This is a genomic window from Acinetobacter guillouiae CIP 63.46 (assembly GCF_000368145.1).
GTDB lineage: Bacteria > Pseudomonadota > Gammaproteobacteria > Pseudomonadales > Moraxellaceae > Acinetobacter > Acinetobacter guillouiae.
This window is the reverse complement of record NZ_KB849283.1, coordinates 458,544-480,196: the sequence shown is the minus strand read 5'-3', so window position 1 is coordinate 480,196 and position 21,653 is coordinate 458,544. Positions and strand designations below refer to the sequence as shown.

The window sequence follows — 21,653 nt, the reverse complement described above, 5'->3', positions numbered from 1 at the left end:
TGGGTTTTAAGTTTAATGCTAAATAAGTATTTGAATATTAATCACTTGATGATCTTAAAATAAAGCTAAAATCTGCAGTTGTTTTGATAAGTTGAGGCTTGCCATTTATAATCAAAGGTTTAAAACTTGCCTGCTTGATAAACTCACTTAAAACATATTTATCTAGAACAGTTATTCCAGTCCCTCGAAAAACATTGACTTTGGTTAATTTACCTTTTTCATTAGCCTCTACACTCAATCTTATCGTTCTATCACTTCCTTTTAAATCAGCATTAGTATAAGTAAATTCAGGATATACAGCATATTTAGGAACCCTGGAAACTGAAAATTCAAAAGGTAGTTTTAAGCGCGATGGGTGATTTGTTTTTATATCCCATTCATTCCAAACTTTGAGTTTTGATCTTTTCACAGCCCTTAATACTAAACTGTCTAATTCATCCACTCCGCTACTTTTGCTTACTTCAGCTTTTTGAACCCTACCATTCTCATCGGTCTCTAAATAGATTAATAAATTTCTGTCGTAACCTTCTAATATTTCATTATCAATTCTAATTTTTGGCGGTATTATCCATTTCATTAACATTCCAGTTTCTTTACTTCTCTGCACTTCTTGAACCTGAGCATTTGATTCGATACAAAAAATTGAAACCAATAAACCGAAAATTAAAATTAAGCTTTTCATGATATATCTCTAGTATATTTAGTCCAAGATACTAATTTTAAGGCCAAAAAGAAACCTCCCGATGGAGGTTTGGTTTATAGCATGGCGTTGTTGGAAAAGCACCTTAGGGTGCTTTGCTTTCAATATCATACTAAGGATTGGACTTTGGAAGTGCTAAAATCAATTTTGATTCATAGTCTGTAAGCGCTTGATTAATGTTTTCAATCCATTTAGCACCATTAGCAACTTGTGCTGTTTTGGTCACCTTACTATAAATATGTATTGGCTTAAAAGTTGGATCTTTAACATCTACAATATTTGTGTCAATTTCAGAATGTATTTTGATTGAAACAAATCCAGGTTGGAACCAAGACCAAAATTTATTAATTTTTATGTTTAGAACCAAATCTGCTTTACTTTTGTTCTCTTCATTGTTTTCGAGAACTTCATAGCCAGCTTGCTCTAAAGCATTTGTTACTCGTTTTTCAAGTAAAGCTGAAACTGTCTCATTTTTTAATAGAATGTCACCAAGAGCTTTGCCAAAACCATCTCTTTTTCGGGCTACAGCTTTAGCTTTATCATCCGCAGTAGCTTTAGCTAATCCGCCTTTTAATGACGGAATATCGGGTGAATGAGGCTTATCTTGGAACGTTCTATTATCTTCAGCAATCACAATAACTATTTTCTTTGTATCTGATGCTTGTTGTGCTTGCTTTGTTTGTTGAGGTGCTGGGATTTCAATAAGTCCTCTAGATGTTGCACACCCACTTAAAACTGCAGCAAATCCAATTACTGCAGCTAAAATCAATTTATTCATTTAAACGGCCATTGTTATAAAGTGTAATTAATGTAACAAAGAGTAAAGATAAAGTGAAGATTAACTACAATAAATTGAAGAAATCCCACTTAGGACGTTTTTCTTTAAATCCTTCACTGAACAATATGAATTTCACCATTTTGATCCAGAGTAAAGTCTTTAGAATTTGAACCTATTTTTTTTGCACCATAAATTTTTGCAAAATACTCGATAGTAATGTTTACTGAATTACCAACCTGATAAATATAAACTTTTATTGGAACATAAGAGTGTCGATTTTTAAGACCATCTAGAATTGGAATCTCTGTCATTTTGATCCCAAACAAAGCTTGATTTCTAGTTAATTTTTTCCCATCTTTTTGGTCTACAAATGTTGATACATTCACAATAACGTCTTTTTTATTACCATCTTTAAGTGTTACATCATAATATTTTCCATCTAAAACATAATCATCATCTGTGAGCCTTACAATAGCCGAAGTTTGATTGTCTTTTTGTTCTACTTTTTCACCTTTAGAGTTTGTTACAAACTCTGCATTACCTAAAGCTGGCAATAATCCTAAAGTGCCAATCAGCAATAAACTTTTCATTCTAAAGCACTCCTTGAAGTGCTTATAAAATATCAATAAATCAAAGGAAAAACCACCGGAGTGGCTATTCTTATTTTGACAACAAACCGCCTTGACGCTTCTCTTGAATAATCACAGTTCGTACAGCATTACCAACAACTTGAGCAAACTGTCGCTGATCCTGGGTATTACCACCTGAAGTATTAACACCAGAATCAGTAATACTTACTTGGATGGTAATATTGGGTTCACTGCTACGTGGGGAATTATGCTGAATAGATTGAAACTGCCTTCTATCAACATCGTCACCACTCATTCGAGAAACTCCCACTAGCCCTCCATCTTTAAATTTTTGAACATTTAAATCTGGTTGAGTAGAACCTAAGTACTGAGATTTCATGCCAATATATTCACGCTGAAATGGTATCTCACCCGTCTGATTCATGTAATTTAAAGCAACTAGCCCAATTTTAGAGGCAGCATACTGGCGCATCATAAACTCACCATTGGATGCCATGATTGGAATATCATCACTTGTTCCAGTGCCTTTGCCTGTAATAGGGCCACCAGTTGCAAAACCTTGAGGGGTAATTGCTTGGATCATTGCTAAGAATGTTCCTTGATCCAAAGCCGCCTTAGCACCTGCGGCAACTTTCTGCCATACAGTACCTGGCTCTTTAGCATAAGCATCAGAAACAGATGACCATAAATTCATACCCGCTTGAGTAAGCGCAAACCCCTGCTGCATTGCAAACATTGTTTTATATGCACCTGAGCTTTCACCAAGAATACCTTTAAACATATTTGCAAATGAACCGGTCAATTGCTGAGCTTGAGTTAATTGTAAATTCAATGAATCCGTTTGATACTGATTTTCAATATCAATCATACGTTTATTATGCGCAGCCCAAATTTGTTCACGAACCTCAGCTAATTTTTGTAAATCCGCTCCAGGTTCTTGCTCTTGGTTTTCAACATCTGCTATCTGAGTATCAAATAGATTTTGTGATGCACCCATTCTGCTGAATTTATATTGGTTGAGTTGGTATCGACTAGTAGATCCATTCATTTGGGATTGAACAGAATCCCATCCCATAGAGGCATCTTCTAAACGCCGGTTCATATCAACTTGATTTTGAAGTTCAAGCATCTGCGATTTAAAAGCTTTTTCTTCTGGGTCTTCATTGCTCTGAGCAATAAGCTTTTTTTCTATGTCATATCTAGTCTTAGCTAGTTGAAGCTCTGACATGTAAAATTCAGTTGCTTGAAGTAAGCGCTGATTTTTAGCAAGTTTTGACTTTTCAAGTTCATACGCAAATTTTTCATCAACCTCCTCTTTAGCAATCTGTTTTTGAATATCAGAATATTCTTTGTTTAAAGAAATAGTTACTTTTTGAGTGTCGATTTCATTTTGAATTCGTTGCTCATTTGTCCAGTTCCAACCCCGCACATTTAAGTCAAATTGAAGTTCAACAAGTCGATTTTCATTTGCAAATCGTTCATTCTCTTGACGCTCAAGTTTTGTGTAAGTATCACCTGAAAAATGAGATTGAATATCTGCTAATTTCTTCTCATGTTCTGTTCTGCGTTGAACCTCACCACTTGAATATTGCAGTTCAATATCTTGCTTAACTTGCAAAAACTTAACTAAATCATTGATAGAAGTATCAAAGTCTTTAGTTGAGCCTTCAAAACCATTTGTTCCTGCAATATAGCCTTTTACATTTTGAACATATTGACGATTTACTGGTCCAATATTTGTGCCTTTATCTACATTGCCTTCGCCAGCGTGGTAAGCAGAAATAGTCTTATCCCAAGATCCAAATTTTTTGTAGAGAATTTGCAGATATTTAGCGGCCGCTTCTGCGGATTTACCTAAATCAAATACATCGCCTCCGGTCAATTTGAAACGCTTAGCTGTATCATCAAGAAATTGAAATCCACCTTTTGCTGTACCATACTTCGTCATTGGGCCAACTGCATCGGCTTTACCACGTGACTCTTGCATATTGATACCTGACAGTAAACCTGGCAAAAGCCCATATTGGGTTTCCAATCCTCCGAAGTTATATTTAGCAGCATTAGCCTTAACTTTTTCGTTAACCTGTAAGACTTTAAGTTGCTTCTCAAGCTCCTTAGTTTGATCTTTTTTCGCTTGGGTAATTGAATCCTCTTTTTCCTTCATTTTTGCCGAAATATCAGCAACCTTAAACATTTCCTGTGCGTAAGGAGTCTTAGTTTTAAGTGGATCAAAATTTAATGCTTTTAAAACCTTCAAGTTTTGCTCAATTAAGGCATCTGACTGCCCCATACTTTGCAATTTAGCCCTTGCTGCCATTTCTTTAATATCATCAAAAGCTCCTGACTTATAACTGTCATAGGCCTTTTTTGACTCTTCAAGAGCTTTCTTCTTAAGAAGGATGGAGTCTGTTTCATCCTTATTTGCCTTTATTGCAGATGAAGTTTGATTGGTTAATGCTTGTTGAGCAGTTTTAACCTTTTTATATTCTGCATTAGCTTTTGCATGGGCTGTAGTCAACTCATCGATTTCAACTTTATGCTTTTTCTGCACTCCCGATAGATTGTTCACTGCTGTTGCAAATTCAGACGAACTTATTTTGCCCTTATTATATTCTTTAAACAGCTTATTGATTTCTCTTGCTGTAGATTCAGACACTGAGCCAGACTCTTCAAGCCATCCAATCATTGCACTCAAATCTGAATAAGCAACTGTATAACTAGTGGCCAAGCTTTTAACTTGCTTTTCGAGCTCTCGCAATGTTGTACGTTTTTGAAGCTCATCTAACTTTGAATATTCTTCAACCAACTCACTTACAGTGCTCTTTTGTAAATCAAGTGTGGTAGTTGTATCTTTGGTACTATCTTTAAGCATTAGATATGAACCAGCAACAGCTGCAACAGTTAAACCTAATCCTACTGGTCCACCAAGAATTCCTAACAATCCACGACCAACCCCCATTGACATGTTTTGAGCGGCATTAACACGGCTTTGAGATGTAGCCAAAGCGTTTTGAGCAAGTGTTAATTCTGCAGTTACTTGTGTTTCAACTCTTCTAAGTTGAGCCATTCGTGTTATTGATGCAGTCCGACCAATACTATTGATTTGCTCCTTTAATCTTTGAACCTCTAAGGCTTTTTCAGCTGCAATTGCCGCCAAAGTTGCCTGTGTTGAAACAACACGAGCCTCTGCTGATGTGAGTTCTTGAGCAGCTGCTATCCGCTCTGCTTGGATAGCTGCATACTGAATAGCTGTCTGTTCAGTAAGTTGCTTAATTTTTCCATAACCCGCCATTGTGCTTGTATAAAGTGCTGGAATATAAGTTCCAAGCCAATAAGCACCACCGATCATGGCAATGTTCGTTACTGTATTTAAGTTTTCTGCAAGCAAGCTAAGTGAACCAGAAATAGTAGACGCAGCACCTGTAACTTGCCCTGATTCTCCAACAAACTTAGTCACAGCATTAGACAACTGAGTGAAAGATTGTCCGATAGTGAAATTAGTTTTTCCAAAATCTCCTTCAATTGAACCTGACATTTTTTCAATTGCTTGAACCATCTTGTCAGTAGTCAATAATCCTTGAGAAGACATTTCTTTCAATTCAGCACGAGTTACACCTAAGCCTTTTGCAAACACTTCCATTAAGTAGCCAGCGTTTTCACTCATCGAAACGAACTCATCACCGTTTAATGATGATTTATCGAATGACTGGCCTAATTGGTATAAAGCTGCACTAGCTGCTTGAGCACTTGAACCTGAGTTACTAATTGATTTGGAAATAGACTCTGTGATCTTGGCAACTTTCTCTTGGCTTAAACCCAATTTTTCGCTGTTGTATTGGATCTTTTGATAGATGGTTGCAGTACCACCCCAAACTGCACCAGATCGTTGAGCAATATCAAATGTATCTTGCATTGCCACATTTAAGGCTTTCTGATTAGTAGTTACTAGGCGCAAACGGTTGTTAAGATTAGTCCAATCATCCATCTTAGCAATCGCAGTACCAACAGTCACAACTCCTGCCAAATATCCTGCCAATTGACGTGCTGCCACTGACATAGAGTTCATTGAAGTGGTTGCGTAATTACCAGTGCGTTCGATACTTTGTAGCTCTCGATCTAATGCACGTGCATTACGTGCTGCTTGTTCTGAGCTAATTTCAATAATGAGTGTGCTACGTTGTTCGGCCATTTTTTACTTTCCTACGGATGAAAAAAAGCCCGCAGGAAAGGCGGGCTACAGGTATAAAAAAACCTCCCGAAGGAGGTTAAATAAATTTCAGCTTTTAGATGGTGTTGCCACAGATGTCTTTGGTGCCTGATGGGTAAGAGAACTGAAGTTGATTCTTATCAGTAATCAATGACAATTTAATTTCTTGATTTAAGACATTATCGGATGTAGTGAGTCTTGACGTAGTCAGCCCTAATATAATTCCTAAATTTAATAAGCTTTTCTCATAATTAAACAAATACCCTTTATTAACTCCATTAACAATAAGTCCAATCTGTTTAGAGCTTTGGTTGAGGTAGACACCAATTCTATAATTTGAGTTTAGGGGTAGTGATACTGCAGTATTTGGAATGGTTACACTTGTGTTACTAATAGTCATTTGACCATTGTTCATTGTGTATGCCCCACCAGATAACATCCCACCCACCCTAGCATTTTCGGGATAAGCAGAAACATTATTATATCCACTATGTAGATAGATCATTCCTGAGAATACACCTTGGTTTACTGTATCTTTGCTAAATAATAAGATATCAGTTTCTACCTCTCCATTAGTTGGCTTATTTAGTAAAAACTTAGGTACTTCAACTTCAAACGCTACAACTCCAGTACTCGGTAAATTTTTATCGCCAGTTCCTCCATTTTCAAGAAAACCACTAATTCCTCCAGTCGAAGCAGCCATATACATTTTATTAGCACTTGTCACATTCTCAGAGACAGATTGTGCTGATTTATTAGAAAAAGGAACTGCTCCAAAACTTGAAATTTGTGAGTTTGTTGCATCTAAACTATATGTGCAAACACTCCATCCACTTGTGCTCATCAATCCCGTTAGTATAGCCATTGTTAATTTTTTCACGTTAAATTCCTTATAATTGTGAAGCTAAAATATAGAACAAAAAATATTCGAGGGGAAAGAAATCCGATAAAGTTACTTATCGATCATTTGTAGATCGGTTTATTTCAGAACTTGAGAGTAAAAATATGCAAATGAGACTATTAGAGCTGAACTAGCTATTCCTAATTTAAGTATCAAATTTGCAATAGAATTGATGGTTTTTACTTTATCCGCAGCTTCTTGACTCATTTCACCAGTGATTTGAACATTCATGCACATTTAATTCTTCCAGATGTATACACATACAATCACTGTTATTAGGATTGCTATAAAACGCCATGATTTCATCTTATTTATCTCCATTAGACACCAGTTAATTAGTTTGATAAAATCTTCCATATAGATATATCTCCTCTTTTCTTTGCGGTTAAGCGGATGTAAAAAACCCCGAAAGCGCCAACTCTCGGGGTTTTGTTTTGGAATCAAGAAAACCATACGAATATTGTTCTCTCTTATACGTGCATCTCTAAATAAAATTTGTTAGAAGTTTTGATTTAATAGCTCTTATCCCTTATTTATTTCACTCAAAAACTTCCCATCCAGCGCAAAAATACATTCAACAAAAAGCCCTCGATCTAAGTCACAACCGTACACATCAAAATAGCTTTTAATGTCCGCAAGAGTGAGTGAGTCATAGAACCCACCGCCCTGAGGAAAGGTAACAAAACGTCGAGCCTTTGAAATTAAATTAAAGGCTTTGATGATGTGATCTGCCGTGAAACTTGGTTCTAATCGCTCAGGTGGTTTTATGCCGAGCTTTTGGTAGACTTCTGTTGTTTTTTCTTCGCACCATTTGATGTTTCTTTGTTCGTAGTGCTTGAGGACTTTCCCACTTCATCAGCAATCTCTTCAATCTTAGAGTCATGGATCACTTTGGCCTTGTCCATGATGAAAACAATAATTTCAAGTGATTGCTTTGAGCTTGTACAAATCAGCTCTGCATTTTGCGCGCTGTATTCGATCGGCTTTTTATCTTTACTAATTAAACCAATCCAACCAAGCAACAAATGTGAAACAGCTCGGTTAAAACCTAATTTGGCTTTAACTGCACCCTCATCTGTAACGGCCTTAATGCCTGCAAGCTCTTGCTCGGCCTGAATCCCATTGAGTTCAAGCGAACGCTGAAATGATGGCTTATCAATACTTGCAATGAGTAATTTCACGCCATCTTTAAAATCAAACCATTCTTGAACGTATTCAATGGACTTCTGTTCTTCGATTTCAATTAACATGATTAAGGCCCCGCAACTACAGGAATACGTGTAAGAGTCGGTGCAACATCCGCGACTGTGAACGAGAATTGGGTGGTTAATACATCACCAGCTCCACCACTTGGCAAAGGCGCAGATACTTGAACCTTAGGTAGTTTGAGTGTGTATTTATTACCTGCAGTATCTTTCAATGAATATTCAAGGCCGATCGGCTCATTTAAGAATTGTTTTTCATAAAGCTCTGCAGTGTTTTTGGACCATGCAATTGTAAAGTTACCACTGCCTTTCATAATAGTTTCTAAGATTGCGGCAATGTTATTTTCATAGTCTAAGCACTTCTGAATCTGCATTGTATTATCAATGGTTAATTCAATCTGAGTGATGCACATTCCTGGTTTCTTTTCACCATCAATGAGAATGTCGCCGGTAGATAGACTAGTTAAAGGTACTGCATCCACTGCCGGTGTTACGGTACCAGTCGGAGCTACCTCATAAGCTGTGCGCTTCATTCCCATAATTGCGAATTTAGAGGTTACGATACCAATATCAGGAATCGATAAAGTCCACTGGTTAATGTGGCAACCAGTGAAAACTTGGAAGTTATCGATATCACTAAAGCCACGAATAATCGAAAGCGTTTTTCGAGTTGTACCGCCAAAGGTCAAAACGTTACTATTCCAAGCATTGAAGGCAACTAGCTCTAAGACTTTATCTTGAATGCCATAAGCCCATTCGGATTCAATATCACCTTGCACTTCAACACCAGTTACTAAAGTACCGGCTGCAATTCGTGAATCTTTGATCGTTTGCGATTCGGTGGTTTGTGCTGATGCATCTAAACCATTAGTGGTAAATGCAAATGTATTCCAAGTTGTTGCAATCACACCAGGTGATGCTTCAAAACCAACTCGGGTTAATTGTTTAGCTCCAGAACTCATTAAGTTCTCCTTAATTTAGGCATAAAAAAACCTCCCTTAAGGAGGTAGGTGATAATTTACTTAGTGGCTATGTTTCAATCTGATATTAATTTATTTTTCAAGTACTCAAGATTTATTATTTGGGTAAATAGATGTGAATGATAACTTTGTGATATGCCCTCCACATTTTGAACACTGACTATCAATTGTTGCAAAATAGATGCGCATTAATTCTGAGATTGACTTACTTTCTAAATCAAGTGGTGATCCGGAAGCTAGTTTTATATTATTTATTAACTCTTGGCGCTCATTTTTAAAGCGCAAGTAATCTGTATCCATCTCAATTCACCCTAAATTCTGCTCTAACTATCTTAGCGTAAAAATTATCATCATCCATATCTTGTGGTGCATGGACTTTATAGACTTCAAGAAATGAAACACCAAAGGATTGTAAGTAGTCTCTCCATTTAACACATAGATTTGTCATTTCAATCGTGCCTGAATTCTTTGGTGCAAAGCATTGGATTGAAATAGTGCCTATATCTCGAATACAGGGTCCATTTCCAATACCTGCAATCAAACTATCTCCATACTGAATATAAACTTTGCACCAAAGTTTATTTGATGGTGGATCAAATGGTTTACCATCTGGAGTTTTCTGATTTTCAATACGAAGATTTGTTTTTTCCACACCAGTAAATTGACCTATACGCTTGTATATCGCCAATTCAGCCTCTGATAAAGTCATCATTTATATCTACTCGTAACTGACTGGAATGTGATTGAATAAATACCTAAAGGTGCCTGCCCAGAATGCCCATTTTCAAGAGCAATTGAATAAGGCAAATTATTACTAATGAAGACTCTCATCCCTAATTGAACACTCAGTATTTTGGCCATTCCATCTGCAATGGTAGTGGTACCTGATTTATCTATTTTCTGAAAGTCTTTGGTGTAATCGACACTACCAATTGAAACTCGATTGTTGCCTCTGAAAGCCCCTGTATCAACTGGACTTCTAATGATCACACCTTGAAGCATTGCTGCTGTGATTTTTCTTTGTAATTCTGAGCCATCACGCAAAACTTGGAGTGTGAATTGTGATGGTCTTAGCCCGTTCCAACTCATAAGTTCCACCCATTAAAAAACCCACCGAAGTGGGTTAAATATTATTTAACCTTGAAGCAAACATTAATTTCACCACTAACTTGTTTATAGCATGACCAAATTTTAGTATTTGAATTACTATTTATCACTTTCAATCTTCTATCTAAAAAGTATTTTTCTGCTTCTGTAAGATAGTTCAAATCTTCGCCCATCTCATATTCACAATCTTCACTTTTACACGCTATAGGCTGTTTAATATGGTAAGTTTTATCTCTAAAGCTTAATTCAGTGTACTTACTATCTTTATTTGTACCATATACAACAAGACAAGATCTGATTTTATTTTTTCCTGCCGAATCAAAACATTGTCTGTAACGACTTGGATCTTCGAGTGCATACACATTTATAGAAAGTGATAGTAAAGCAGAGAAAAAAATTAATTTCATTGTTAAGATATTTAAGTAATTTGATAATATTAAATATCACAACCAATTTAATTTGCAACTTTCCTCAACTGTAAAACCCAAATACTTCCACTCGGATCCTCACCAACATTTAAAACTTCAAATCTACCTTTAGAAGTTACCCAAACATCTTCAATCTGAGGTATTCCATTCACTTCATTTTGAAGCACAGTAGCTTTTGTATCCTCAACTTGATAATCAATAGGCTTTACCAAATCGCGCTTATATGAGCCAAATACACCACGTCCAGAGTATTGTTCAACAGTCACGATAGGATAAGTTTGTGTTTCAAAGTCGAATTCACCTGACTGGATTTCTTTGGAACATGTGAAATTTGTGATGGCATCTGCAAGCTTAGTATTAAAGGCCTTAGCCACTTTAGATTGAATCTTATCTCTCATCCACGATACACCTTGAATGTGAATCCCTTAGGTTTTAGATCCAGCGAATTTATAAATGCTTTAGCAATCTGTTCAAATTCAGAAATTTCACGACTTCCTTCTACAAATGACTCTTCAACTTCAACTGTATCGGCCTTAACACGCTCGCTTGTAGTTTGCCGTGATACTCCTGAATAAATCACACCGGCTTTAATGCCTTTCACAATTTCACATGCTGCATCTTGCAATAAAGGATCTATTGGATTAGGAACAAAACCTATTTCATTCTTCATCCATGTATTGGCCAGCAAAACTAGACGAGCCTTATCACTATCATCGACAAAGTCAGCACCAAGGATAGATTCAGCTTCTGAAATAGTAATAAAGCTCACGGTGTTATTCCTTTGGCAATAGGGCCAGCAAATCATCTTTTTTTGCATCAGATGAGAATGCAATTCCTTTCAGTTTGAGAACATCTTTAAGTTCATCTACTTTAAGTTTTGAATAATCAACTAACTGAAGTTCAGAGATACGTTCTTTCATTGCACCAACATCATTTTTAAAGGCAATAAATTCACCCTGCACGGTGGCTAGTTGCTCTTTTGTATGGGTTAGATCAAGTGCTACAGCATCGAATTGCTCAGTAGGTACCAAACCAGTCAAATCAGTAGGCTGACCGTGCAAAAGCTCAGTCTTTAATGATTCCAATTGTTGTTTTAGATCTTTATTCTCAACAACAACCTTTTCACATTCTGCCTTTGCGTCATCAATCACAGCTTGGAGTTCTGATGTAATTCCAACCTCAACATCTACAGTTAAGGGGTTGATAGAAAGTTCTTCACCCTCACACAATTCATGCTGGCCAAGCTGAAAATCCGATTCGTTGATGATGCGAAAATCTTCACCATCTTTAATTTTTACAGTTTTTGCTAACATTTTTTATTCCTTAAAAAAGAAATGGGCGCAAGACGCCCAAACCATTACCCAATTAGCAAACCGATATGACGCTTAGTAACAGCCTTTACACCCCATGCTAAAGCAACTTCATACACAACCTGTTTGTACTGACGATACACCGATACTTCAAAAGCCAATCCAGTTAAAGGATCAACAATGGTAGTGCGGTCATCTGCGCTATCACCACCTTCGGGTAGTGCAGGTGCACGTGTTGCTAATGCGATTGCAGAGCGAGAGAATGCTACATTCGGCGTGTAAGATGAGCCAAGAGTAATAACCGAATTATCTGCAGGTTCAATAATTAGCCCTCCATTTAATGAAAGGTTGGCACCAAGCAGCCCACCCGAAACATATTTATTGGTGTCACCAGCAAAAGTCAGAATGTCACCAGCTAAAACAGTACCAGTACCACCATCAACAGTTAATGTTTTATCACCAATTGCAGGTGCACCATTTACCAAGTAGTCAGCACCAGATCCTTTAGTGTGAATACCAATTGAATGAGAGTGGCGAATAGCAAAATTCATTACACGGTCAGTCATACCATTTCGCAGTAAATCAGCACTTCCAGCTTCATTTACTTTAAAGAGCTGTGATTGCTTACCACGGAAGTTACCAATTGCCGAATGTCCTAAAACTAACTGTAGGTCATTACGTGGTGCGCCATTGCGCTCTAATACACCTAAAATGCCTGAAAAGTCGGTCATATCAGCTGCTACAGCAAATGGAGTAGAGCCAGCCACACCATATGCACCACCAGCACCTTTATATGCTTCAAGCCAGCAATCATATTCAACTTCATTAATCAATGTCCGCATCGCTTGTGCAAAGCGATCAGCCATAATTGTTTGATACGTTCCAGCATTTTGAAGTGAGCGAGTTTCCTCACCATTCCAACGAATCGGCACATTACGAGATTTAGTAATCTTCGCAACCACATTATCAACTGTGCCATCACCAGCATTAGGCGCAGTTACACCAGGCACAGTATCTTGTGCGCCGGCAACTGTAGTTACAGGAATTTTTACGTCATCCCCCACGGCGGCACGCTCAATTGTACTATCACGCGTAACAGCTGGAATAAACCCTGTTAATTCACGAGATACGATATCCATAGCACTGTAAAGCGTAGGTAGTAAACCATTTAAATTATTAGCCATTTATTGGACTCCAAAAATAAGAAAACCTGCTAATGCAGGCTGTAAGATATTTACAAATCAAGATTCAATTTCACCGCCACTTTTCATAAATGATGCTTTATCAGTAGGGCTTAATTGCTCAAAACCTTGACGTGACATTGATTTACCACCACCCTGCCCACTTTGACCATTAAAGCCACCACCACCTGCTTGAGAGCCTTTAAGTAAAGAATCTTTGTGTTGATATCCACTAACAAGAATCTCTAAGGCTTCATCAAAACCAGCTGCATCACCATGATTGGTACGTGAATAAATCTTTTGACCGTTGTTGTCATAAGCAGTTGGCTTTCCATCTTCAACTTTGAAGTTTTTGCCAAACATCGCTTGAAATACATCCGCAGGAACAGCTGATTTATCTGCAATATATTTAGATCGAGCGAATCCACCACCAATTAATTCACTATGTAATTGCTGTTGATATGTGTCACGATCTTTGGTTAATTGCTCAATTTGTGGATTATATTTTTGCTCGAATGACTGTGTTACTGATGCAATCGCTTCATTACGAACACGCTCTGCTTCACCAGCATCAATCAATTTTTTAGCATCAAGATTCTGGACAGTAGTCAAAGCTTGTTTGGCTTTTTCAACATCAAGACCTTCAAATGCTTTCAAACTAGTTTCTGCTGCTTCTTTTGCTTCACGATGGGTTTTAGCTTCCGCATTTAAAGAACTGATTTTTTGTACCGCATGGGCAGCATCAAAACCTACTTCTTTACCATCATCATGAACATAAACAGGCAAACCTTGCTCGTTCACTTCAGCGTATGTTTTACCTTCAACAACTACAGTTTTGATTTTCATAGGTTTCCACCTTTTAAAATTGAGCATCCGCTCGTTACGCCTTATTCATCCGAATTTCAGGCAATAAAAAACCGCCTTTCGGCGGTCGTATTGATTTTAAAAAAATTAAGAAATTACTGATAACTCAATAATTGCAAATTCATAACCTTCAGATTCTAAATTTTTGCCTAAGCTTTTTAGATGTTCTATTGCATTTTGTCTTGAAGTAAAAAGACCAACATTAATAACATTATGCTCAAGCCCATCCTCAATTTTCAGGTCAAACGTTTTAAGATAAAAATATTTTTCTTGCATTTTCCACCCCCCTTAAAATTAAAAGACTTTTTACATAGTTAAGTTATACCTTAAATAATCTTTACTTCGTTTTAAATAGTTTTACAAATTGTAATTACAAACTTAAATCATTAAGAGTTTTGATATCATTTTTTCTCAATTCCTTAAGCGTGAATGCCTTTCCACTTAATGGATCAACAAATTTATCAATTGAAAACCCACCTTCTGAATAGAGTTTGTATTTCGATGGACCTAACCATTCTTTTTGAAAAGATTCATCCTGACGCGCAAACCATTCTTTATACGTTAAATTCGCATCCACCTGACCTATCTTGCTTTCACGTTGATCTTTAGGAATATTTTTGACAGCTCTCTTATCTGAAACGAAAGGACGTATACCAGCTAAATCACCATCTTTATCACAACCTACTTGAATAGTTCGGCAACGGCGGTGATATGGTGGTTTCTGATGAACTTCCCCAATTTGTTGTATGCGCCCATCTTTGGCAGCACAGCCTAAACTTGTACGCCCATCCAATGTTGCCACATCTTTTGTGTAGTTGAAGCCTAATGCTTTCCAAGTATCCAGATATGAAATATTACTGACATGTGATCTTGCAGTTCTAACTTCGGCATCTATCGCATTACGGGTCTGATTTAATAAACCATCTGAGTAATTTAGCTTTTTAGTCCCCTTGATCCGTTGAACAATTTTCTGACTCGTTTGTCCCTGGTAAATACCATCACGAATAACATATTCAACCTTTTTACGGACATCCTCAGCAATATTTGGAAAAATCAGATCGATCAGCTGACCTTCAGCATAAGGAACTTTCCTAAACTTATTAAAAAGCTTGTCACCTTCTAATTTAGGTTGCTTCTTTTCAGCTAAAGCATAAATAAATCCAGCCTCATGAACTGCTAAAGCAATTGCTGAAGCTGTAAATATCTCAGGAAGCACGACAGAAATTGATTGCTGCCAATTCATCAAAATTCCTAAAATATCTTTCAATGAAGAGGTCTTGTATTTACCACTGACCAAAATCGTCTTTTCAGCTTCGTTTAGCTCGATTAGCAAATTTTGAAGCTTATTTAACATCTCGATAGATAAACCATCAAACGTTTTTAAAATTTCATTAACTGATGCTGAAGAAAGTCGTTGAAGATATGAGTTGTGTTGATTTAAGGCATCAAGTACTGCTTGTTGGATCATTTGATCTTTCATCATCTACACCTTGGTATGGCTGATAACCACCTAATGGCTTGCTCATCCGATATTCATCTATCTTTTTCTCGATATCTTCCCATTTAGCATCTGAGAACGTTCCAGTTTGCTCATATTGATAAAGAACTTCTGGTGGTATTAACTCACCTTGCACCATCTCTAAAATCAGTTTTGAACGTTCTACGCTGTATTTCTGCTTATTGAAATCTTGAGAAATCACATAAGTTAATTCATCTGGTTTTATGTCATGGTTAGGTAATGCAAATTTCGCGCACCAACGCAAAGCCATTTGAAGTGCTTCACTAATGTTTGATACTGCCAAAGAGACGACAGAATGCTGAATAGAATCCTCATTATCGGCTTGAGTTGCAGTTTTATTAGCAGATCCCACTTCAATTAGGCGAGCACCCATTTCTTTCATTTGTCCCCATTTGTCTGTCATCAATTGTTTGGCCAAGTTATTACTTTCTGCTTGTACAATTTCAATTTTGGTTGGGAAGCCACGGCGCGAACCCACAGTTAAACCTTCATTCTTTGCAATTTCGTATTGCTCATGAGTCACATCAGGCATTGAAATAATGGGTTGACCAACAACAAAACCTGATTCTTCAACATCAGCGCTGTTACGGTAATGAGCAAGGTTTAAATCTGCGAGTTCAAGCAAAGGTGCGTTATCAATTTCATCTGTATTATCTACAGCTCCACAAAATGTGAATGGAATATATGACCAGGCTTTTCCATGATAATCTGTAGGGGTATATTTTTTATCTTCCACCCACTCGCCTTTATCATTCTGCTTATAAATTTGAACTGTATATGTATGGCCATTCTCACCTTCATCCAGTCTTAAAAATCTATATTGTTTCTTAACGTCACGGCCAAAACCGTCGGCAGTACGTGTAGAGACAGTTTCAAGAATCTTTACGAAAGAAAGCTTTTTCTGATTGCCCAAAATAATATGGTCCCAATCTTCAACTGAGGCTGCTTTTAGGACATGAATCATTGGAAATGCATTCTTTTGTTTATCTTCCTCCCGGTTACGACTGGGAGCTACTTCTGGATAATCAACATACACACCACAACGATAATGCTTGAGGATTAAACTCAACATGTATTGTGATGTTTGGAAAATCGAACGCCCAGATCCATCAGCATTACGATCTAAATACTCTAATTCTTCAGGTCGTTTGAAATCAGGAAGCTTATTAAAAGCTAAACCAATGTTGCTTTTCAGAGTTCGGCCAGTTACACCATAAAATACAGCTCGATCCAAATACTCTGTGTATCTGTCATCTTCTTCAAAAGTTTGTGGAACAGGTAAATAACGTTTTCCTTTAGCTTTAACTGCAGTCTGCCCTTTACAAACATCATCCACTTTTGTCCAAGCATTAATATTTGCACTATATTCTGTGTGCAGTGATGTTATTCCTGTCATTTTCTTCGTCCAAAAATAGAAATGTCTTTAAGGCTGGTTACAGGTTTTATAATCGGGAATCGCTTTGCCAATGGATAACCACCAGCATCTCCTACATGATCTAAACCTGATTTTTTATCCGGCATTCCAAAATCATCATAAATTTGCTGTTCTAGCGTTTCTGTAAAACGTGGGCATTTGTTGGTATTTACTTTAAGTGTTCGCTCACCCTCTGCATTAAGAATCAGAGCATTTACTGCGTTAATCCGATCTTTAATTGCAGGGTTTATTCCATCCACTTCAATCCTAAAACCCTTATCTCGTAATATTTGGTGATCTGACTCACTGCTATTTTTAGATGATGTAGATTGCCCTGCTGCATCAGGAATTACTGTCATTTCATGAAATGGAAAGCGCTCAATAAGTAAAGTTGCCATTGTTGGTGTATCTCTTACCCCAACCATCTCATCCAATGCTAGGGGCTTACCATCACGTATGACATAAATAACTGCAGCCATTTTCAAAACGTTAAAGTCCATACCAATGAGTAAAGACTCATTAGGTCTAATCTCTTCATTGGTATGATTTAATTTTCGATCAAAATCAGGATATACAGCGCCACTAGTTAAGTTTACGAACTGCCCTTTTAAATATGCAGAAATGAGCTGAGGTGGATAGGACTCGAATAACGAAGAAATATAATCATCAGGTAAATTTGCTTCATTATCATAGGTTGAAGCCTGAATCATTCCGTAAAGTGCTCGTTTCTGAGGTGTTGAGTTAGCCTCTTTTACAAACTGTTCATGTGTAAATTTAAATCCCTCAGGTGTGGTGGCCACATCAATACCATTGATTAAACCCGCTTGCTTATAACGCATACGAGCAATGATTTTTCGCCATGCTTGTTGTGCTTTAAGCGTAGGCATGACATCAAGTTCATCAATTAGGCCATGACCAATTTTAAAACCAACAATTGTTTGAGGCTTTTCCATTGAACGGCAAATAACTGTACTTCTGTATTGGCGACCATAGTAAATATCAACTTCCTTATTTGACTCATAAATCTTGGTCTTAAGGCCCCAGTCAAAAGCAACTTCATCTATGGTAGGAAAGAAAATATCTCGTATCTGAGGATAGGTTGGTGCAAAGTAGCCCAAAGGTACTTTCGGAAATTCCCAAGACTTATCACAAAGACTTGAACATCCCACCCAAGTTTTACCAGATCCAAATCCTGCGACAAATGCACGAAACTTATTTTTGAGCTGTAGAAAATTAGCCTGAGGTACATTCAGAGTCGGATTTATGTTCGGCATTTTCTTTACTCGCATCAACAACCTGAATAGTTACTTTTACTGGTGTAGGATCATCAGCGCCTTCACCATCTCCGTTTTTAATTCTGTCTATTTCAAGCTGTTTAAGCTGCTCATCTAATAATTGAATTTCATAACCATACATTTCATCCTTAACCTGTTTAATGATGCTTTGTTTTTTTACTTTATTATTCTTCCAATCGACATACATCTTTTGGAGTTCATTAAGGCGTACCGCTTTATTGGCTAATGGAATGTCATATATATTTTTCTTGAAATGTTCGCGGGTATGTTCAAAAAGTGTCTTAAGCTTTTTACTCATTCCTCTACATGTTGCTTTTGTTGGATCATATGAGGCAACTTGCTGCCGTTCAATTTCAATACCAAATTCTTCTCTTACAGCATCTACAACTTGTTGAGGGGTTTCAAAGCAAGCAAGAGACTGAACTATAAATATTTTCACAGGCTCTTTAAGTGTTGCCATAACCACCCCTTCGTAAGACTACGTAAGGGTAAATAGGCAAAAAAAAGAGCCAAGAGGCTCAATTGATCACACAAGTTCCACAACACGCAGATACATTAAAATCTGATACAAACGGCGGGTTTTGAGCTACCTCAACCAATCGCTTGACGTTCTCGCTTGCTCCCCAGCGTTTGACCACCCCGATAAATTCCTCTACATCATGGCCAGCTAAATAGTGCTTAGGTAAGCCTGTATGATCGCTATAGAGTATTTCTCCATCCTCATCACGTTCTACACCGATATGGTAAAGCTCATGCTCAATCAAAGCACAGAATTCACGATCGTTCGCACGTTCACAAAAGCTTGCATCAATAGTGATGAGATAAACAGGAACAAATCCAAACCAGTCGCGCATTTGCTGCTCTTGCCGAGCTTTGCGCCATCCACCTTGGTTAAACATAACTTTTTCACATTGACCTAATACCATTCTCTTTTTAGCAACGGCGGCAGATGACGCCCAAGCTAAAGCTAAAAAGGTTTCATCGTCGTGTAATAGCTCTGCTATGTGATCATGGTCAGGGTTATATAATGCACCACCAAGCGTTAGAAAGTTGTTTACCACCCATTCTTTAAGATCTGCTGCAGGTGATAATCGTATTGCTTCTTCTTCATCTGCTTGATCAATTAGCTCAGTTGGTGGAAATGGTCTGATCTGCTCCATTGAATTTCCTAAATAAAAATAATGTTATTTAAAAAGTATTATTGAAGAAATTAAAAACTAAAATTATTTTAATAAAATAAACTATAAAACTAACCAAAATAAAGAAAACACAAACCAACTAAATAGTCTTAAAAATATATCAATGTAACGATAAAACAAGAATACAATTATTATTCACTATTAAAATTAGCGTGAATAAAATGTTAAAATCAAGTAACAATTTCAGAGGTCCAAAAAAACCAACTGATCAGGACATTAATAGAACAAATTTTGATCCCACTCCTCACAATAAAGATTCGCCAATAGTAGAATCTTCTGTTGATGATAGAGATCATTTTGATCAACCTAATCTAAACACACCCTTTCCAAAACATAGTACGATAAACAATGGAAAACCGACCTCACAAACTCGAAGATAAAACCATGATATTTTTGAAATTATCCTTAATTACTATTGAGCTATTTAATACACAGAACGAAATTCCTTCATTCTGTGTATTTTGTTTCAGCATTCCGCACCTAACATAAAGAAACAATAATTTTAGTTATATCAGTAACATAATAATAATTAACTTAAATCCCCAATAAACTTAGCATCAACAATCAATGGTACAGTCTGTAAATTTTCAACATTTCCTTTAAGAATATAACCATTTGATTCTGAATATAAATTTAAGTTTACTTTTAATGCATTTAAGTTTCCAAAAATTGAATGAGCATGTTGATTGTGTTGAGTTAATTCTAAAACTAATGTATTTCCTTCAACTTCACCTTTATATACATATATTAAATCCCCTCCTAAAGCACGCTCATCCTCAACAACTAAAATTCCGTTTCCAAAATCTTTCCCTTCACTCTTAAAAATTAACGAATAAATGCCATTTTTCATTTCGTACTCTTTATTCATCTACTGAAAATTCAGTACTATTATTTTAACCAATTAATTATTCTTAAATGTAATACAAAATTAAAACCATCAATAAAAAATAACATAAAAATACAACATATATTTTAAATTTTTAAAAAGATAATTAAATTAATCTTATATTTCATCAAACTATAAAAATACTTAAAAAAATTCGTGAAATATAAATGAGAAAAATAAATCTAATCTTCACACTTATCTACATAGGCACTCTGATAAAGCATCAATGTAACTATCTTTTATATGTCAATGTAGTTAAGTCGAATATTCGGCAAGAGAAATCGAGAAAATCATGTTAGTAAATAGAAACTCTGCTAAAAAGTCTTCTTTCAATCAATACTCTACCTTTGCTAATGGAAGCAAATTTAATTCAAACTCAAGTGATCAGCCTCAAAATCCAGCTAAAGATGATGAAAAGGCTCCTAATAAAGAGCCACAGAAACAAAAACCAAATCAAGAAAAAAAAGATTTAATCACTAAATAGCTTAATAATTTTGAAAAAACCATTTATATGGTTTTTTCATTATTTAAATACATATAAACATAGTAACTCTATTTAACTATATCGACTAAAGAATTTTTAGCATCACTAACAAGTTTTAAAAGGTTATTTTTATTTTTTTCTTGAGAAATCTTAAAAACAGTAAAACCTAGTAAAAAGATACTAACGATTAATACAGCAATCAGAACCACTAACAATTTATTCTTATTCATTAGAGTACGATACTAATACAATATTTTGATCTATTATTGCTCTCAATTTGAAAAATAAGCAAACCCATTTTAATTTTATGTTAATAGAGTTTTCAAAAATTCAAGAAAAACATCTAACTTCAAGTTGATTGTCATCTTGGGTGACTTTTATTTTGATATTTTTATAAGTTCTTTTGCTGGGTTTCATTGATGAACCGACTACATCTTCAAAAAATTTACGGTCTTTCATAAGCTCACTATATGATTTATAACCAATTAAAATTATTTTTGGAATTCTTTTAGTTTCAATCAATTTACTAAGAATATTATCAAGCTTTTTAACATTAACGATGGGCATGTAAAAACCATGGAAGAAAACATAATTATCCTTTAAAT

Annotated in this window: 25 protein-coding genes; 1 reads left to right on the top strand and 24 read right to left on the bottom strand. The window is 36.2% G+C overall.

The genetic code is table 11. The features are described 5' to 3' along the window. Positions 1-37 precede the first annotated feature (37 nt). The 23 genes from F981_RS07370 to F981_RS07260 form a co-directional block, all read right to left on the bottom strand. On the bottom strand, positions 38-682 hold the full coding sequence (locus F981_RS07370) for a TonB family protein (protein WP_004720098.1): 645 nt from the start codon (positions 680-682) through the stop codon (positions 38-40). Positions 683-812: 130 nt separating this feature from the next. After that, complete coding sequence (locus F981_RS07365; RefSeq protein WP_004720096.1) at positions 813-1,478, bottom strand: YajG family lipoprotein; 666 nt, start codon at positions 1,476-1,478, stop codon at positions 813-815. Positions 1,479-1,591: 113 nt separating this feature from the next. Next, positions 1,592-2,068 carry a hypothetical protein gene (locus F981_RS07360; protein ID WP_004720094.1) on the bottom strand — a complete coding sequence of 159 codons (477 nt, stop codon included), beginning with the start codon at positions 2,066-2,068 and terminating at the stop codon, positions 1,592-1,594. A gap of 70 nt (positions 2,069-2,138) precedes the next feature. After that, entirely contained in the window at positions 2,139-6,257 is a 4,119-nt protein-coding gene (locus tag F981_RS07355) for a tape measure protein (RefSeq protein ID WP_004720090.1), read from the bottom strand. Between the two features lie 94 nt (positions 6,258-6,351). Further along, on the bottom strand, positions 6,352-7,155 hold the full coding sequence (locus F981_RS07350) for a DUF4882 family protein (protein WP_004720089.1): 804 nt from the start codon (positions 7,153-7,155) through the stop codon (positions 6,352-6,354). A gap of 785 nt (positions 7,156-7,940) precedes the next feature. Continuing rightward, complete coding sequence (locus F981_RS07340; protein WP_004720085.1) at positions 7,941-8,426, bottom strand: hypothetical protein; 486 nt, start codon at positions 8,424-8,426, stop codon at positions 7,941-7,943. 2 nt (positions 8,427-8,428) lie between these two features. Beyond that, positions 8,429-9,343 carry a phage tail tube protein gene (locus F981_RS07335; RefSeq protein WP_004720084.1) on the bottom strand — a complete coding sequence of 305 codons (915 nt, stop codon included), beginning with the start codon at positions 9,341-9,343 and terminating at the stop codon, positions 8,429-8,431. 105 nt (positions 9,344-9,448) lie between these two features. Further along, positions 9,449-9,661 (bottom strand): hypothetical protein, encoded by a 213-nt coding sequence (locus tag F981_RS23705; RefSeq protein WP_004720083.1) that lies wholly within the window; start codon positions 9,659-9,661, stop codon positions 9,449-9,451. Between the two features lies 1 nt (position 9,662). Continuing rightward, positions 9,663-10,073: a hypothetical protein gene (locus F981_RS07330; RefSeq protein ID WP_004720082.1), complete on the bottom strand. Its 411-nt coding sequence runs from the start codon at positions 10,071-10,073 to the stop codon at positions 9,663-9,665. Next, positions 10,070-10,450, bottom strand: coding sequence for a hypothetical protein (locus tag F981_RS07325; protein WP_004720081.1), 381 nt, complete (start codon positions 10,448-10,450; stop codon positions 10,070-10,072). The genes F981_RS07330 and F981_RS07325 overlap by 4 nt, the downstream gene beginning before the upstream one ends. A gap of 41 nt (positions 10,451-10,491) precedes the next feature. Continuing rightward, entirely contained in the window at positions 10,492-10,875 is a 384-nt protein-coding gene (locus F981_RS07320; protein ID WP_004720080.1) for a hypothetical protein, read from the bottom strand. Between the two features lie 47 nt (positions 10,876-10,922). Beyond that, entirely contained in the window at positions 10,923-11,294 is a 372-nt protein-coding gene (locus tag F981_RS07315) for a hypothetical protein (RefSeq protein ID WP_004720079.1), read from the bottom strand. Next, positions 11,291-11,665 (bottom strand): hypothetical protein, encoded by a 375-nt coding sequence (locus F981_RS07310; RefSeq protein WP_004720078.1) that lies wholly within the window; start codon positions 11,663-11,665, stop codon positions 11,291-11,293. Before F981_RS07310 ends, F981_RS07315 begins: the two co-directional genes overlap by 4 nt. Before the next feature lie 4 nt (positions 11,666-11,669). Next, positions 11,670-12,209: a HeH/LEM domain-containing protein gene (locus F981_RS07305; protein ID WP_004720074.1), complete on the bottom strand. Its 540-nt coding sequence runs from the start codon at positions 12,207-12,209 to the stop codon at positions 11,670-11,672. 44 nt (positions 12,210-12,253) lie between these two features. Further along, on the bottom strand, positions 12,254-13,390 hold the full coding sequence (locus F981_RS07300) for a major capsid protein (RefSeq protein ID WP_004720072.1): 1,137 nt from the start codon (positions 13,388-13,390) through the stop codon (positions 12,254-12,256). Positions 13,391-13,447: 57 nt separating this feature from the next. Beyond that, entirely contained in the window at positions 13,448-14,233 is a 786-nt protein-coding gene (locus tag F981_RS07295) for a DUF6651 domain-containing protein (protein ID WP_004720070.1), read from the bottom strand. Between the two features lie 105 nt (positions 14,234-14,338). Beyond that, complete coding sequence (locus tag F981_RS07290) at positions 14,339-14,527, bottom strand: hypothetical protein (RefSeq protein ID WP_004720068.1); 189 nt, start codon at positions 14,525-14,527, stop codon at positions 14,339-14,341. A 94-nt stretch (positions 14,528-14,621) separates the two neighbouring features. Continuing rightward, the gene (locus F981_RS07285) at positions 14,622-15,731 is read right to left on the bottom strand and encodes a structural protein (RefSeq protein WP_004720066.1); all 1,110 of its coding nucleotides are present in this window, start codon (positions 15,729-15,731) and stop codon (positions 14,622-14,624) included. Then, positions 15,697-17,166, bottom strand: coding sequence for a DUF4055 domain-containing protein (locus F981_RS07280; protein WP_004720065.1), 1,470 nt, complete (start codon positions 17,164-17,166; stop codon positions 15,697-15,699). The genes F981_RS07285 and F981_RS07280 overlap by 35 nt, the downstream gene beginning before the upstream one ends. Further along, positions 17,163-18,458, bottom strand: coding sequence for a terminase large subunit domain-containing protein (locus F981_RS07275; RefSeq protein ID WP_004720064.1), 1,296 nt, complete (start codon positions 18,456-18,458; stop codon positions 17,163-17,165). Before F981_RS07275 ends, F981_RS07280 begins: the two co-directional genes overlap by 4 nt. Beyond that, positions 18,418-18,939, bottom strand: coding sequence for a DUF2280 domain-containing protein (locus tag F981_RS07270; RefSeq protein ID WP_004720063.1), 522 nt, complete (start codon positions 18,937-18,939; stop codon positions 18,418-18,420). Before F981_RS07270 ends, F981_RS07275 begins: the two co-directional genes overlap by 41 nt. 58 nt (positions 18,940-18,997) lie before the next feature. Beyond that, positions 18,998-19,639, bottom strand: coding sequence for a putative metallopeptidase (locus F981_RS07265; protein WP_004720062.1), 642 nt, complete (start codon positions 19,637-19,639; stop codon positions 18,998-19,000). Between the two features lie 568 nt (positions 19,640-20,207). Then, positions 20,208-20,528, bottom strand: coding sequence for a GrlR family regulatory protein (locus F981_RS07260; RefSeq protein WP_004720061.1), 321 nt, complete (start codon positions 20,526-20,528; stop codon positions 20,208-20,210). 328 nt (positions 20,529-20,856) lie between these two features. On the opposite strand from F981_RS07260, the gene F981_RS07255 reads away from it, so the two are divergent. Continuing rightward, entirely contained in the window at positions 20,857-21,048 is a 192-nt protein-coding gene (locus tag F981_RS07255) for a hypothetical protein (protein WP_004720060.1), read from the top strand. Between the two features lie 330 nt (positions 21,049-21,378). Here the strand turns inward: F981_RS07255 and F981_RS07250 are convergent, their stop codons facing one another. Then, positions 21,379-21,615 carry a hypothetical protein gene (locus F981_RS07250; RefSeq protein ID WP_004720058.1) on the bottom strand — a complete coding sequence of 79 codons (237 nt, stop codon included), beginning with the start codon at positions 21,613-21,615 and terminating at the stop codon, positions 21,379-21,381. Between the last annotated feature and the right edge of the window lie 38 nt (positions 21,616-21,653).

What these genes read in the sequence shown, in the direction of transcription:
- F981_RS07270 (WP_004720063.1), bottom strand. Translation starts at nt 18,939, where the DNA reads ATGGCAACACTTAAAGAGCCTGTGAAAATATTTATAGTTCAGTCTCTT.
- F981_RS07250 (WP_004720058.1), bottom strand. Translation starts at nt 21,615, where the DNA reads ATGCCCATCGTTAATGTTAAAAAGCTTGATAATATTCTTAGTAAATTG.
- F981_RS07355 (WP_004720090.1), bottom strand. Translation starts at nt 6,257, where the DNA reads ATGGCCGAACAACGTAGCACACTCATTATTGAAATTAGCTCAGAACAA.
- F981_RS07300 (WP_004720072.1), bottom strand. Translation starts at nt 13,390, where the DNA reads ATGGCTAATAATTTAAATGGTTTACTACCTACGCTTTACAGTGCTATG.
- F981_RS07315 (WP_004720079.1), bottom strand. Translation starts at nt 11,294, where the DNA reads ATGAGAGATAAGATTCAATCTAAAGTGGCTAAGGCCTTTAATACTAAG.
- F981_RS07295 (WP_004720070.1), bottom strand. Translation starts at nt 14,233, where the DNA reads ATGAAAATCAAAACTGTAGTTGTTGAAGGTAAAACATACGCTGAAGTG.
- F981_RS07275 (WP_004720064.1), bottom strand. Translation starts at nt 18,458, where the DNA reads ATGCCGAACATAAATCCGACTCTGAATGTACCTCAGGCTAATTTTCTA.
- F981_RS07320 (WP_004720080.1), bottom strand. Translation starts at nt 10,875, where the DNA reads ATGAAATTAATTTTTTTCTCTGCTTTACTATCACTTTCTATAAATGTG.
- F981_RS07280 (WP_004720065.1), bottom strand. Translation starts at nt 17,166, where the DNA reads ATGACAGGAATAACATCACTGCACACAGAATATAGTGCAAATATTAAT.
- F981_RS07360 (WP_004720094.1), bottom strand. Translation starts at nt 2,068, where the DNA reads ATGAAAAGTTTATTGCTGATTGGCACTTTAGGATTATTGCCAGCTTTA.
- F981_RS07325 (WP_004720081.1), bottom strand. Translation starts at nt 10,450, where the DNA reads ATGAGTTGGAACGGGCTAAGACCATCACAATTCACACTCCAAGTTTTG.
- F981_RS23705 (WP_004720083.1), bottom strand. Translation starts at nt 9,661, where the DNA reads ATGGATACAGATTACTTGCGCTTTAAAAATGAGCGCCAAGAGTTAATA.
- F981_RS07305 (WP_004720074.1), bottom strand. Translation starts at nt 12,209, where the DNA reads ATGTTAGCAAAAACTGTAAAAATTAAAGATGGTGAAGATTTTCGCATC.
- F981_RS07255 (WP_004720060.1), top strand. Translation starts at nt 20,857, where the DNA reads ATGTTAGTAAATAGAAACTCTGCTAAAAAGTCTTCTTTCAATCAATAC.
- F981_RS07265 (WP_004720062.1), bottom strand. Translation starts at nt 19,639, where the DNA reads ATGGAGCAGATCAGACCATTTCCACCAACTGAGCTAATTGATCAAGCA.
- F981_RS07365 (WP_004720096.1), bottom strand. Translation starts at nt 1,478, where the DNA reads ATGAATAAATTGATTTTAGCTGCAGTAATTGGATTTGCTGCAGTTTTA.
- F981_RS07285 (WP_004720066.1), bottom strand. Translation starts at nt 15,731, where the DNA reads ATGAAAGATCAAATGATCCAACAAGCAGTACTTGATGCCTTAAATCAA.
- F981_RS07290 (WP_004720068.1), bottom strand. Translation starts at nt 14,527, where the DNA reads ATGCAAGAAAAATATTTTTATCTTAAAACGTTTGACCTGAAAATTGAG.
- F981_RS07330 (WP_004720082.1), bottom strand. Translation starts at nt 10,073, where the DNA reads ATGATGACTTTATCAGAGGCTGAATTGGCGATATACAAGCGTATAGGT.
- F981_RS07340 (WP_004720085.1), bottom strand. Translation starts at nt 8,426, where the DNA reads ATGTTAATTGAAATCGAAGAACAGAAGTCCATTGAATACGTTCAAGAA.
- F981_RS07335 (WP_004720084.1), bottom strand. Translation starts at nt 9,343, where the DNA reads ATGAGTTCTGGAGCTAAACAATTAACCCGAGTTGGTTTTGAAGCATCA.
- F981_RS07260 (WP_004720061.1), bottom strand. Translation starts at nt 20,528, where the DNA reads ATGAAAAATGGCATTTATTCGTTAATTTTTAAGAGTGAAGGGAAAGAT.
- F981_RS07370 (WP_004720098.1), bottom strand. Translation starts at nt 682, where the DNA reads ATGAAAAGCTTAATTTTAATTTTCGGTTTATTGGTTTCAATTTTTTGT.